The organism is Parageobacillus sp. NEAU-HV-2 (genome assembly GCF_059115485.1).
In genome coordinates, this window is record NZ_JBXUJJ010000004.1 from 135,253 (window position 1) to 149,121 (window position 13,869).

Consider the following 13,869-nt stretch of genomic DNA (forward strand, 5'->3'; position numbering starts at 1 on the left):
AGGTGAAACCATGAAATCTAATCAATCCGTGTATCTTACTAAAAGAGAGCGATATCAACAATGGGCTGCTGGCATTGCATTGGCGATAGGCGGTTTGCTAATTTCTATTCCGTTTATTTGGATGATTTTATCCGCCTTTAAAACAGAAAGTGAAGTAATGCAAATCCCGCCCACTCTTTGGCCCGACAAATTTACATTCGAAAATTTCGTTAATTTATTTGAAAATATGAATTTTGCGCTATACCTCAAAAACACGATTATTATTGTTCTCTGCTCCTTCATCGGCTTGTTTTTAAATGCGATGGCAGGCTATGGATTTGCGAAGTTTCAATTTAAAGGAAAAGAAAAATTGTTTTATCTAGTATTAGCGACCATGATGATTCCCGGACAAGTAACAATGATTCCCGTGTATTTAATTTTGAACGAAATGCATTTAACAAATACAATGGTAGGGATTGTTTTGCCTGGTCTTGTCGGGGCGTTTGGCATCTTTCTGTTCCGACAGTTCATGTCAACGATTCCAGATGAATTACTGGAAGCAGCTCGGTTAGATGGAGCAAGTGAATTCCGGGTTTTCATGCAGATTGTTTTGCCGATTTGCAAACCGATTCTTGCAGTGCAAGGGATTTTAACATTCATCGCGGGATGGAACAGCTTCCTTTGGCCATTAATTATCGCAAATGACGAGAATCTTTACACATTATCAGTCGCTTTGTCCTTATTGAAAGGGCAATATGGCGGTAACTTTGCTTTACAAATGGCTGGATCGACTTTTATGGTTGTTCCGATTATCGTTATTTTCATGTTCTTCCAAAAATATATTATTGAAAGTTATACAATTTCTGGTATGAAATAAAAACATAAGCAATTTCCCCCATCCAGGCATGAAAATAACTATTTCCTTTTCACGATGATATGAACACAAACAGTTTCTTAATGGTGAATCTATTGCCTGCTTGCCAATTTCATTTCAAAAAGAGGTCATGAAATAGAAGTTTGGTATTATGCTAAGAAAATAGACACAAAAAATAGAGATGTTTCTACTGCGCTTCTCTTGCCTTGCAAGAGAATGAAGGGGTTGACACCTTCATTCTCTTACAAGGAAGTCAATGGCTGATACATCTTTTCGTACATCATTGATGGATATCGATTATTGGAATGGACTCGCTTATAGTGGCAAAAACCTCGATATACTCGAATACACTCGCTCTTGCCCCCTTGTTTTCTTTATCAAATTATTTTCCTTACATTGGCCACTCCCTCCATGTCATTTGTTTTATGATCACGTCTCTTTTGGTGTGCCCAGTTTTTAAACTAACATCATAACGATCATTTCTAGATACTCTCCCATTTACAACTATAAAATTCAAAATGGGCGAAAGAATGGTTGTTCATCCGAAACATTTTCTCTACGTTTGTCATTTAATACAGTAGTACGAAAACAAAAAATTTGAAAGGATGATATATACTATGGCTTGCTTATGTAATGGAGGCTTATTTCCGCAATTGTTTTTTACTCAATCAGCAACCCCTCAAACGCTCACAGCTGCCACTAATCCAAATGTAGTGCTTACTCTTGAGCCAATCACTACGCTTAGCGGAGATGAGGTAAAATTAGATTCCATGGTTGAATTAGCAATTACATCCGCTAACGCAGGAGTAACAACTGACGTAACAGGTGTTACTTATGTTCTCCAGCGGTCTACAAATGGAGGAGCATTCGTGGATTTGGCTCAGCTCGATGTAGACACTCAAATAACTGGTGCTGCTACGGTTACTGAATATCCAAACCTTACTTGGGTAGACGTACCAGGCGTCGGAACACAGGTTTACCGTGTCGTTATAAACGTTGCAGCTATAGCTGGTATTACTTATACTGCAGAAACTCGCGCATTAAATGCTCTTGTCGTTCGAGAAGCATAAATAAACAATGGCTGACTCAAACAGGCAGAATAGACATTGAGTCAGCCTTCCTTATCTAATGGAAAACAAGCCATTTTCCATGCACTAACGTTGTGTCCATTGATTAAGTTCTCCTCATTCTTAGCAAATCCATTTCACTTCTCTTGTCATACTCCATCCTTTCCTCTCCTCTCATTTTTTCGATGAACATTTCCATTTTTTATAGAATCATTTTCATTACACATGAATAACAATATTGTTCAAAGCCCGAACCCCACTTGGAAGTTGTTTGCAATAAAAAAACCCTTCCACTTTATAAGTCGTTTGTTCTTCACTGATATCAAACTTTAGCTGGAAATTGGAAAAAGATAATTTCTGTCCAGCCTCGATTTTTGAAATGTGGACAGGCTTTAGCCAGAACTCCCCTTTTTCCTCTACGATTTTATCCGCATTTTCATCAATATATTGCCATGGTTCCATCACCAACGGATTCAAACGGCGATCATATTGGACATCCCCTCCAAGCTTAGCGGACAATATGGCACGTTCTTTTGGCATCACTTTTAGACATATAAAAGGGTTTTCAAGTGGAACCGAACCGGTATTGTGAATGACAAAGTTTCCGACGACCGTTCCCTTCTGCTCTGCCGTTTTCGGCAATAATAACGAATACGTAAAATAGGAAATAACACTTATAGGATGAATACCTTTCCCCTGTTCTTTTGCTTTCTTTATTTCGTTCAAAGTCTGCTTGACTGCCTGAATGTCCCGTTCCAGTGCGCGAACTTTTTTTTCCACGTCCAAAAGCAGATCGCTCATCTTCCCCCTCCTTGTGAAAATAAAAACTTCTTTCATGTTATATGTATGAAAAAAAGAGGAGTAAATCCCCTCTTTTTCCAAATGAAGAAGAGTTGAGAACTCTCCTCTTTTATGCAATCATCCGTTGAGAGTTGGAAAGATAGCTGGACATTGCGGTGGAAATACATCGACTGGACATTCGTCCTCGCAAATAATTTCTGGACGAGGTTGGCAAAACTTCGCAAGAACTTCCAAAATTACTTCAAATGTGACGACAATGTTTTGACAAATTCTTACAAAAACAGAAGCAGTAATCGTATCTCCAGTTACTGTAAATGCCCCCGTCCGGCAAATGTTAAAATCATTTTGTGTAGAATTGCAACATACTGTTGTGCCTTCTGGTGCGCAAAGAATCACTTCTTCACTTACTGTGATCAGTGCTGGATTGCTTAATACAGTCACTGTTGCGCCAGCTGCATTTGTTCCAATCGCTTCTAAAACAACTTGAATGGTTTTGTTTAATGTAACAGCTTGCAGTGTAACGGGTTCATCTCCTACCACACATTCGATATCACGGCGTGGACCGTCTTCAGCACATTCTAAAAGAGTTACTAAACAATTCACTTGAGTAACGGTGACACCAGTAAGAGAACCAGCTGGGAAAGTAAATGTGATATCTCGTGCGAGCGACACAACATGCGTTGTCCAGTCGTATACTTTACAAACTTGAATACACTCTGGACGTAATTCTTGACCAAAATGCTCTAAGTTAATCGCCATCGAGCAACCTTCCTTTCATTATTTTTTCAGGCTACTCTATACTATGTAAATTGCCATCATGAGTGACAGTATCAATGCCCAATTTTCCCAGCATATGCAAATGGTTTTCTATGTCAACCTTTATTAGGAACTTGCATACAATTGTAAAGAAATGGGCATTTTCTATGTGAAAATCGCCAAAAAGGTGGTGAGGTCGTGAACGAAGAGCATAAAAGCATCCAATTGGAACAAAAAATTATCCACCTTAAATCAGAAGTGGAAAAATACAAAACCATGCTTGCTTCGTTTCAATCCGATCAACAATGGAACCATCTCCAAGAACAAATCGAACAGTTAACAACCGAAAACGCTCAGCTTAAAGAGAAATGCCATGATTATGAGGAAACGATTTCCACTCAAAATCATGAGATGGACCGCTTAGCAACAGAGTTAGAGGAAACAAAAAAAGAAAATCACTTATTGCATGATGAGATTAAAGAATTAAAAAATGAAAATTTTGTTTTTCAACAAAAAGTGGAAGCAGATGAAGAAAAAATCCAATCCTTATTGAGTGACTTATCTAACTATAAACAAAGAATGGAACAGTTAACACCCGAAAACGCCCAGCTTAAAGAGAAATGCCATGATTATGAAGAAACGATTTCCACTCAAAATCATCAAATTGACCGATTATCCACAGAGTTAGAGGAAACAAAAAAAGAAAATCGCTTATTGCATGACGAGATTCAAGAATTAAGAAATGAAAATCTCGTTCTTCAGAAAAAAGTGGAGGCAAATGAAGAAAAAATCCAATCCTTATTGAGTGACTTATCTAACTATAAACAAAGAATGGACCAGTTAACAACCGAAAACGCCCAACTTAAAGAGAAATGCCATAATTATGAAGAAACGATTTCCACTCAAAATCATCAGATTGACCGCTTATCAACAGAGTTAGAGGAAACAAAAAAAGAAAATCGCTTATTGCATGATGAGATTAAAGAATTAAGAAATGAAAATGCCGTTTTTCAACAAAAAGTGGAAGCAGATGAAGAAAAAATCCAATCCTTATTAAATGACTTATCTAACTATAAACAAAGGCAAGCTGAACTGGAAAAAGAAAAAGAGATCTTGAAGGAAAAAACACAGTCATTGGAGAGAGAACTCTCTTCCCACCGCGCTCTTATGAATGAGTATCTTTCTTTTAAATCAAAATTAGAATCATTCACATCTTGGGTAGAAAGGATCAAGACTATGGAAAAAAATTATGATTTTTTGAAAGAAAACATCGATAAGGTTTTAAAAGACTTTGAAGAGTTCAAAGACGCTTTATTTACACAAAAACAGGAAACAGAAGATTTAAAAGAAGAAGTCCGCATCTTAACCCAAAAATTTCATGCAATCGAAGAAATGTTATCACAGTTAGACAAGGATAAACAAAAAGATATGGTAGTTTTACAAAAACATATTTTACATCAACATGTCGAAATTGAAACTCTTCTTGAAAAAACCTCTCATTTTGCGAAAGAGATAGAGAAAATATCAAAGCAGCTGTCAGAGTTAACGGAAAGAATGGGACAGAAAAGCAAAGATTCTCAAAACCCGGAAATGAACGAAATGAAACAAATGTTGTCACAATTAGTACAACTGTTAACGACTCAACAAGAAACTCCTCATGTAGAAGAGAAACCAAAAGAAATAACTCCTTCGCCAAAAAGTCCCGTTATAAAAAAAAATACAGAAAACACAATACCACCTGTCAATAGCTTTCTAAAATTACAGGAGTTCATTGATGAAACAACGCAACCGATCATTGTATCCCCAGTTAAAAAGAAAGGGCAAAATCAAATGAATCCAACAACGTCCAATGTATATCCTCAGAAATCCATCCAGATTAAAAATGTACGAATTGAAACCCAACCTTTCCAAAACACTCGCCAACCATTTCGACATAAGCAGTCGGGAGAGGATGATGACAAATCACCCAATCTAGTAACACCAACACTATTATGTACAAACACTCGAGATAATCATTCAGACATCGAGATCCTCGATATACCTGAATCAACTAGCGAACTGAGGGCTGCAACAGAGGAAGAACCAATAACATCAGAGCATATAGAGGAAGAGGTATCTGAGCAATTGGCAGCACATCCGGTTATGTCCAAACAAACTGAAGAGGAAGCTCATTGCGATACGGTTACCATCGTATCTGAAGATCACACAGCTGTTCAAGAAGAAGAAAATGAAATCATTGACGACCGTGAAATTCTCGAAGAGATGAAATCCGAAAATCAAGAAACAGAAGATAAGCATTTAAATGAAAAGGACGAAACAAACGTCTTATCTCCAGCAGAGAGTGCCGCTGCTTCCATAATGGCGGAGAATGTACAAGAAACATTGGAGATAGAAATAAATGATTTCTCTAACGAAGAAATTCAAGCAACAACTCCAAATCCGCCAGCAGAACTATCCTTTCATGACGAACCGGCAAAAACATCTTCCGAAACACAGGATATGGTCCTAAGAAATGAAACAACCTTTCTTAAAGCGGAAGATGAATCGATTGAAGAAGATTTGGAAAACAAAAAACGGGGGTTTTTCTCTCTATTAAAAAAAGCAAAAATATTCAAATGAAAAGAAGACGGAGGGGATTATCTCCCTCCTCTATTTGCATTCTAAAACTTGTTTGTTGCTTTGTTTCTTTCATTCACTAGAAAAAGAAATAGAATCGGCAATATGATGATTGCGCCTATACTACTCCACAAGATATCCGTGCCGCTTATCACTTGTTCTTTTAGCAAACGATAGTAGGTATAAGAAGAATAAGGGAATACTAGAAGAATGGAAGTGATCACACCCGGAGTGTATTTTTTCAAATAAAGGGCTTGCCCTACATGTGTGAATACATGGGCGAAAAAGATTGCCAATAACATCAAAAATATATAGTAAAAAGAGAAAACGACGGCTAGAACTGTTGCTATCGTAATGGTAAGGAAAATCCAAAATACATCTCCCGCAAATTGAACAGTTGTCATCTGAAAACTGCTATAGAAATACTTGCGGGCTGATTTAGGTAAAAGCGCAAAAACTTGTTCTTTGTTATGTTTCACCCATTTCTCCACGGTAAGAATCTCTTCGAAATCATGAAACATAAACAAAATGGGAAACAACCATAGAACACTGATTAGATGAAGTCGAGAATCTAACCATTCTAATATCACTTCAATCACCACTTTTCGAATGATTTAAGATCCCGTTCAAAAACATCTGTGCTACTTGCTCCCCCAGTTCTTTTTCCGTTTTTTCTCCTGTCAATAAATACCGATTCACCAGTCGCTCTGTAACAGCAACAATGGCCTCTGCTGCCACCCATGTGTCTATTTCTTCTTTTACAATTCCGAATCGCTGGTTATTGGACATGTTATTTGCTATTTGCTCGACAATCTTTTTGCGAATTTGATCGCTTTCTGTTGCATGTTGAAGAGCAATTCTTGTCAAATTTGGGTTCTTTCCTAGCACAGTAAACAATTGGATAAACATGTTGGTTACATAACTTTTTATATCATTTGGAAAAAATTCAACAGCCTTTTTCCCAGCATCACTTAGGTCAATTAACTGCTGGTCAAAATCCTGAATCATTTGTTGAAAGATATCTTCTTTACTTTTGAAATAAAGATAAAAAGCTGCTTGCGTTAAACCCGCGTTTGCAACGATTTCGCTTATTTTGGTACTTTGAAACCCCTTTTTCGCAAAAAGCTCTTCTGCCGCTTGAAGCAACTTTCTCTTACTCTCTTCCCCTTTGGTTTTAGACACTATCCTTCCTCCTTTTATGCAACTAACTAATTAGTTAGTTATAAATATACAGAAAATTTGTTTAGTTGTAAATAGGTTTTCGTCGTTTTTTTGATTCATTCGTATTTGCAATGGATACATACAACGTGGGACACGGTCCTATGTTAATTAATCCTGTCGAGACAATGAGCAGGGCAATAAACGATGCAGAAAAATCACTAGAAAGAAGGGAGAATTAATGAGGCAAGGCCTTGATAAAATGTCAGTTCTCAAGGCAGCAGCGGACCTTGCTGATCAAGAAGGGTTTGAACAGGTGTCCCTCGATTCCTTAGCTAAAAAATTACAGATCCGCACACCTTCGTTGTATAACTCTGTGCAAGGATTACCAGGTTTGAAAAAGGAACTAGCTTGTTATGCGATTCGCAAACTAAAGGAAGAACTGGCAGAAGCGGCTATCGGTAAATCCGGTGATGAGGCTTTGTGTATTCCATTGGAGTTGCCTATGTTTCATTTGTTCGGCGACATCCCGGACTTTACGAAGCAACCATGGGAGCTCCCGATCCTTTGGACGTAGACATTCAAGCAGCCGGAAACGAAATTGTTGCTCTCTTGTTGCGTGTTTTAGAACCATACAGACTTGATCGCGAAAATGCCCTCCATACTGTGCGCGGCCTTCGCAGTATTGTACATGGATTCGCTTCCCTAGAGTTAAAGAAAGGATTCAATATAAATCTAGACACAGATGAAACTTTGAAACATATTTTGAGCACGTACTTAACTGGACTACGTACAAAATTTAACTAAAAGATGGCTTTATGGGGAATTATGTAATAAAGGTAAGCAACATATTAGAATATCTAATATACGCTTACCTTTTTGTTTTCATCGTTTTATTAATTTAGGGCTTTATAAGAATAGCTCTTTTTTCTATTTTACAATACAGACTTCTACCAGATCCTACTGTTTATTATTAAGATTGGTTGTTTCATACACTAGCAATGACGCGTCATCGTCATCTGGCACAGCGTAAAGTCGCAGCTCTTGACCAGCATTCTCCAGGAACACCGGGTTACGAGTAATGACATGTCCTTGTGGAGAAAACTCCATTAATGGCACTTCATGAATCGTATTCAGCCTTTTCATATCAAGCAAGGCTAATCCACCTAACTCGTAAGGTTTAGAATAGTCAGTTGCAGGATTTGGGAGTTCAGAAATACCGCTGCAAATCATTTTGCCTTTGCCCACACCTTCACAATCTTGGTAATCGATAAAATGACTGGAGTTTTCTTTTACACGCAGTTGTTGACCTTTTTCATTCCACTCATAGAATTTACGCGAACCCCAGCTCACTCCTATAAGTTTTCCACTTTGGGCGTCACGAACTATTCCGCCGATATGGTCATTGACCCGGAATGCTTCTTCCACTTTCATGGTCTCATAATTTACTTTGTAGACAATAGAGTGGCTGTTGGGACGATATTCTGCCACAGGAACCCAGATGGATTTGCCATCGAATGCAATGCCGCCTGGATGATAGATGATACCTTCACCCAGTTGGATGTCTTTCAACAGTTCACCTTGTTTGTTAAAGACAAACAAGTGACCGATCCCTTTTCCAGGGGTACGATCATAGCCATCTTGAGGCTGGTCATACTTTACCGGTTTTTCGATGATTTCCACAGAGGACATATAATAGAGGTCTCCGATTCGAGTCATTCCTTGCGGGTGATACGCATTAAATTGTAGGTGAATCTTTTCTTTTTGCTGCCACTTCGTGTTACGGGAAAGCTGTTGGAACTGATCATCTAGTTTTTGCTCTTTTGTACTGGTAATGTGCGATTGAGGCATTGCTAGAGCTGTGGATGCGACACCAATTAAAAGTGTTGCGGTAACGGTAAATACTGTTTTTCGCACGATGATCCTCCTATTCAGTATAAAATTTTCCCTTCTTCAATTTCATTTTATTTTTTCCCGGAACATGCAAAAAGCCTTTCTCTGTAAATTTTACAGAAAATTTAAATGAAGTTTACATCGTAAAGAAAAATACATTTTAGGGAATTTTCCTTTCATATTATGAATGAATTTTCATCATTCCTCAAAAACTGTCAACAACGTTTTAAAATTGGCTCTTACGCAATCTTGGTGATAGGGAATGACTAATTGAGAAAGTTAGTGTGCAAATTAGAATTTTTAAGCTTCTCATTCTCCGTTATCTTGACCTTTCACCAAAAGAACGTAAGATCCATTTTATCACCGTTGATTACATTGGAGTAACGGACGAAACGGGTAAATCGTAGAACACTGAAAAAAGATGAAAAAATCAAATGGTATTAGATTACAACTTTGCTCCCTCTCCCCCTACAATCAACTCTTCTATAAGCGATTACTAAAAGGACATTGTCTTAAAATAAAAAGAACCCAATCAAACTAGATTGAATTCTCTTTATTAGGAAACTTCATTTCCCCCGCTTTCCTCGACTGAATGCTGCCAACTCAGGAAAAAATACAGTGCATTTATCATCATTTCTGGATGTTTCTGTTTTACTTGTTTTTTTGCAATGATTCTCCGTTACTTTCTAGTTGTTGGATTTGAGTCATGACTTCTTCTGAAGTCATATCGACTTCCTTACACTCTTATTAGGTTAGCTCTATTCTTCTCTTTGAGATAAATATCAAACCTAGAGTGTCACAGGAAAAAAAGTTTTGATGCAAAGATATGAATGGAAGCATTCTTAGCTTTTTAGCTACAATATATATAGTTTGATTATGTATATAAACGCACTGTAAGTTGTTATGACTTACTAGCCTTGGATGTTAATTTTGATTTTTGCACCACAACTGTTATACCAACGTTTTATAGTTAGATACAGGTGCTTTTACAGGTTTAGGATTCCAATTTTTTAACCTGTTTTTCAAGTAATCTTTTAAGAAGTCACGTTTCTTTTTTCGCCTTTTATCACGTTTTTTCATGGAAAGTCATCACCCTTAAATCACCAAACAGAATCGATTTACCTTTTTTTAAGGGAAAATTGATTTTAAGCTTCTTGACTTATTTGAGTATGATATGAATAGTACTGTTTACAGAATGTAATAGCTGCCTGAGCATTCTTTATTTTACACTTTCTGCATAAATCAGCTAGCATCAATAGTTGATAAGTCACGAGTTGTTGGTTATTCGTGGCAAGAACGTAATAAATGATAGTGTTTATGACGGGTTGTGGTATATTCATTTCGCTCAACTTACGGAAAATATCTGAATGAGAACGAAGGGATGGAATGTATTCCTGGGCTTCTTTCAAAACTTCATCTGTTGTATGCTCTTCCAAATAACGGGCTAATTTTCTCTCCTTTTCATCAAGAAGGCTGGTATCATAATTCATTTCCTTTTCTCCTTCCTAGCTACCGTTTCTAATCTATCTAGTCGGTCCTGAGCATGTTCTAAAAAACCATTTTTTCCCTTGCTTCTGGTACCTTTATTTAAATAATAGGTCAAAGGCGATTGTAATCAGCCACGTAACGGCAAGAGCACCCGGGAGATACATACCTAGATAGAGTAAACTTTCCATCATGCTCCCTCTCCATCTTATGTTGTCTACATTTTCCTTTTCTTGCAGTGATATTTATCACTGCAAGAAAAGGATTTTTTATGAACAAAGGTTGATACAATCCTTTACTGCACTGAATGTTGGACTTTGTTGACCAAAAATGTCGTTCCATCAACGAAAAGAAGTAAAAGAATAGAATGATCACAGCAGATCATCAATAATAAACTGGTAAGTAGGTAATATTTTCCTTTTTTCTATAGTCAGCCAGATCCAAGCCTGACCCTATTTTTTATAGAGAAAATAAGGTTATGTTAAAAACAACTGGTAAAATGGAATATTATCATAGGGTTCTGATCGAGCTTTATTAATTCTATGGTGACAGATCCAAAATCATTTGTTAGTGGATTCTTCAGAATCTGTTTTTCCATCTGTAGGCTCTTCTGAATTCGTATCACCATTTGTAGGCTTCTCTTCTGGAGTCACTTCCTTACTAGCAGGTTCTTTTGTGTTTATCTCTGCGTTAGTTGGCTTTTCTTGAGGATTCATGTTTTCTTTCGTGTCTTGACCATTGTTGCAGGCCGCAACAAGCATCAGGGCAAGTACAGGAGTCGATAGTTTCCAAAGTGTTTTAAATACCATTTCTATTCCTCCTAATTATTTTTTTAAGTCATCCTCCTAGGCATTTTAATTACAGGAGACTTTCAACTCCTTTCTTTCCATCTAAAGTCATTATATAATAGCTTTTCTCAAAAATTTGCTGATAAACCCAATATTTACCTATTTTTAAAAGTACTATTAACTTACCGTAATAAAAGAAAAAAACTTTCCAATTATTACCTTATGTCTAAGGTAATAGCTGCACCTGTTGTGTTTTCGGTTTTTACATAACTGCTGACAACCTCCGATTTGATACAGAACCTTCATTAATTTATATACATCATCATATAATGTAAATTTTGTTAAAATTTTATTAAAACATAGAAACCTCTTTTCAGATGAACATTCCGATACTCGGCCATTTTTAAATATAAAATTACAAAAATTTACAATATATAAACATAAAATTCATAATACTCAAATAATATTACGGTTTAATGAAAGTAGATCTTTTATTAAAGGAGGATTTGTGGTGAAAAAACGATTTTTTTCTCTAGCTTTACCTGTCATTGCTACTCTTAGTGCGTTTTGGGGGCTTTTCCCGCACACTTCATCTGCTGCTACTTACACCGCTACCATTGATCATGTAGTAGATGGCGATACGGTTTATCTCAAAGAAACCATCCAAGGGACAAACAAGGTAAGAATGCTTTCCATCGATACTCCTGAAACCAACTATCAAGGACAATCTCAAGAACCTTGGGGAACAGCAGCAAAAAACTATCTTCAACAACTCCTTCCATCTGGAACCCGTGTGACGATTGAGACGGATGTAGAGGAAACAGATGCTTATGGCCGTTTACTCGCTCATATCTATAAAGGCTCATTAGATGTCAATAAAGAAATGGTGCGTCAGGGGCATGCCGTGACTTACTATATCTGGCCAAATATGCTTCATTTCGAAGAGTATCAGCAAGCCTATCTTGAAGCAAAACAGAACGGTCGGGGAATGTGGAATCCATCCAATCCTATTCCGGAACTTCCTTTTGAGTTTCGCGACCGTGTTTCAGGACAATCTCAAGACAAGTATGTAGGGGATTTCTTCACAAAAAAGTATGTTGTACCAAGCGACTATAAACAAATCCCGATTGAAAAGCGTGTGTTTTTCTTTACGGAATCGGATGCTCTTTCTGCTGGATATACAAAAGAAGGTTCGACAGTCTCTAGCGATCTTGTGATTAATGAGGTTCTACCTGCATCCGGAACAAACTATCCGAAAGAGTTTGTAGAAATCTACAACCCAACAGATTCTCCCGTTGATTTATCTGGCTATATCATTGACGATATTGTCAATGGCGGTTCGTCTCCTTATACCATTCCAAATGGAACGACCATCCCTGCAAAAGGATACTTTGTATGGGAAACAAGTGCCTATTACAATAACTCTGGAGACGATGTAACTTTAAAATCTCCGGATGGGACAATCATTGATCAGTATCACTACTCTTCCTCCATTGCAGATAAATCTTGGGTACGGATGCCAGACGGGGGAAGCTGGTCTACTACGATGGATTCAACACCGACCAAGGGAGCTTCTAACAACTAATTTTTGATAAGCAACAAACATTTGATTTACTCATTTAGTAAACAATGCAAAAATGCATCGAATATAAATAAATTCAACCGAAAGCAACAGGTGATTATGTTGTATGATAAAAGTTCGGATCCATATAAATCCGAACTTTCTATTTTTTATAAGTGATCGATATGCCTCATTTAATTTGTTTGCGGCATTTCTTGATGTTATGGCCGGATGAAAACCTCTGTTCCGTTTGGCACGATCGAAGCTAATTCCAGTACGTCTTTGTTGTGCATTCGGATGCATCCTTTTGATACATATTTTCCGATGGAAGATGGATTATTTGTGCCGTGAATGCCATAATGAATTTTCGATAAACTTAACCACATGGCGCCAAACGGCCCGCCAGGATTCGGCTGGCGATTGACAATGACAAAGTCGCCAACAGGTGTTGCCGTCACCATTTTTCCAACACCAATCGGATACGTACGAACGATGTTTCCCTTATTTTTTAATGTTAACTGCCGGCGGCTGACAGAAATATGGATTGTATATGGAATAGAGCCTTTGGCGGGAAGATGAGGAATAATAATCGCCTGACCGGGAACAAGGATAGAAGAGATGGTTAAACGATTGGCACTTAACAACGCTTGCACGGAGGTACGATAATCCATCGCAATGGAAGAGATGGTTTCTCCTCGTTTGACAATATGCTTGTACACGGGACTCCCCTCCTCTTTTCGGCTTTTGGAAACAGAAACAGCGGTTTAGTAAAGCGTATGATATATAAAACAAAATTGACAATAATTTTTTAAACAAACGCCTTCTTCCCCCATAGCCCCCAGGTATCATAATGCCTGTAGCTTCAAAACCAATTCCCGGGAAAGTAAAGCC

General features: G+C 37.6%; 12 protein-coding genes and 1 pseudogene. 5 read left to right on the top strand and 8 right to left on the bottom strand.

Features of this window, described 5'->3' with window-relative positions:
- Positions 1-10 precede the first annotated feature (10 nt).
- Together AC1WMD_RS08995 and AC1WMD_RS09000 are read left to right on the top strand one after the other, a co-directional pair.
- The gene (locus AC1WMD_RS08995) at positions 11-856 is read left to right on the top strand and encodes a carbohydrate ABC transporter permease (protein ID WP_494256823.1); all 846 of its coding nucleotides are present in this window, start codon (positions 11-13) and stop codon (positions 854-856) included.
- Between the two features lie 614 nt (positions 857-1,470).
- Positions 1,471-1,923, top strand: a complete 453-nt coding sequence (locus AC1WMD_RS09000) for a hypothetical protein (RefSeq protein ID WP_494256825.1) — start codon at positions 1,471-1,473, stop codon at positions 1,921-1,923.
- Between the two features lie 216 nt (positions 1,924-2,139).
- Here AC1WMD_RS09000 and AC1WMD_RS09005 read toward each other — a convergent pair whose 3' ends face one another.
- Together AC1WMD_RS09005 and AC1WMD_RS09010 are read right to left on the bottom strand one after the other, a co-directional pair.
- The gene (locus tag AC1WMD_RS09005; RefSeq protein WP_494256827.1) at positions 2,140-2,721 is read right to left on the bottom strand and encodes a hypothetical protein; all 582 of its coding nucleotides are present in this window, start codon (positions 2,719-2,721) and stop codon (positions 2,140-2,142) included.
- Between the two features lie 117 nt (positions 2,722-2,838).
- A complete protein-coding gene (locus AC1WMD_RS09010; RefSeq protein WP_494256829.1) occupies positions 2,839-3,480 on the bottom strand; it encodes a BMQ_0737 family morphogenetic spore coat protein in 642 nt (213 codons plus the stop codon).
- Between the two features lie 195 nt (positions 3,481-3,675).
- Here AC1WMD_RS09010 and AC1WMD_RS09015 point away from each other — a divergent pair, with 195 nt between their 5' ends.
- Positions 3,676-6,096: a hypothetical protein gene (locus tag AC1WMD_RS09015; RefSeq protein WP_494256831.1), complete on the top strand. Its 2,421-nt coding sequence runs from the start codon at positions 3,676-3,678 to the stop codon at positions 6,094-6,096.
- Between the two features lie 41 nt (positions 6,097-6,137).
- Here AC1WMD_RS09015 and AC1WMD_RS09020 read toward each other — a convergent pair whose 3' ends face one another.
- Both AC1WMD_RS09020 and AC1WMD_RS09025 read right to left on the bottom strand, forming a co-directional pair.
- Entirely contained in the window at positions 6,138-6,695 is a 558-nt protein-coding gene (locus AC1WMD_RS09020; protein WP_494256833.1) for an HXXEE domain-containing protein, read from the bottom strand.
- Complete coding sequence (locus tag AC1WMD_RS09025) at positions 6,685-7,275, bottom strand: TetR/AcrR family transcriptional regulator (RefSeq protein WP_494256835.1); 591 nt, start codon at positions 7,273-7,275, stop codon at positions 6,685-6,687. The genes AC1WMD_RS09020 and AC1WMD_RS09025 overlap by 11 nt, the downstream gene beginning before the upstream one ends.
- Positions 7,276-7,492: 217 nt before the next feature.
- Here AC1WMD_RS09025 and AC1WMD_RS09030 point away from each other — a divergent pair.
- Positions 7,493-8,058: pseudogene (locus AC1WMD_RS09030) on the top strand (TetR-like C-terminal domain-containing protein).
- Positions 8,059-8,211: 153 nt separating this feature from the next.
- On the opposite strand, the gene AC1WMD_RS09035 reads toward AC1WMD_RS09030, so the two are convergent.
- The 3 genes from AC1WMD_RS09035 to AC1WMD_RS09045 all read right to left on the bottom strand — a co-directional run bounded on the left by AC1WMD_RS09035 (position 8,212) and on the right by AC1WMD_RS09045 (position 11,438).
- On the bottom strand, positions 8,212-9,168 hold the full coding sequence (locus tag AC1WMD_RS09035; protein ID WP_494256836.1) for a DUF6454 family protein: 957 nt from the start codon (positions 9,166-9,168) through the stop codon (positions 8,212-8,214).
- A 1,121-nt stretch (positions 9,169-10,289) separates the two neighbouring features.
- A complete protein-coding gene (locus tag AC1WMD_RS09040) occupies positions 10,290-10,634 on the bottom strand; it encodes a hypothetical protein (protein ID WP_017437759.1) in 345 nt (114 codons plus the stop codon).
- Positions 10,635-11,189: 555 nt separating this feature from the next.
- Entirely contained in the window at positions 11,190-11,438 is a 249-nt protein-coding gene (locus AC1WMD_RS09045; protein WP_043904406.1) for a hypothetical protein, read from the bottom strand.
- A 490-nt stretch (positions 11,439-11,928) separates the two neighbouring features.
- Here AC1WMD_RS09045 and AC1WMD_RS09050 point away from each other — a divergent pair, with 490 nt between their 5' ends.
- Complete coding sequence (locus tag AC1WMD_RS09050; RefSeq protein WP_494256837.1) at positions 11,929-13,002, top strand: thermonuclease family protein; 1,074 nt, start codon at positions 11,929-11,931, stop codon at positions 13,000-13,002.
- Between the two features lie 197 nt (positions 13,003-13,199).
- On the opposite strand, the gene AC1WMD_RS09055 is transcribed toward AC1WMD_RS09050, so the two are convergent.
- Positions 13,200-13,697 (bottom strand): L,D-transpeptidase family protein, encoded by a 498-nt coding sequence (locus AC1WMD_RS09055; RefSeq protein ID WP_494256838.1) that lies wholly within the window; start codon positions 13,695-13,697, stop codon positions 13,200-13,202.
- Positions 13,698-13,869: the final 172 nt, after the last annotated feature.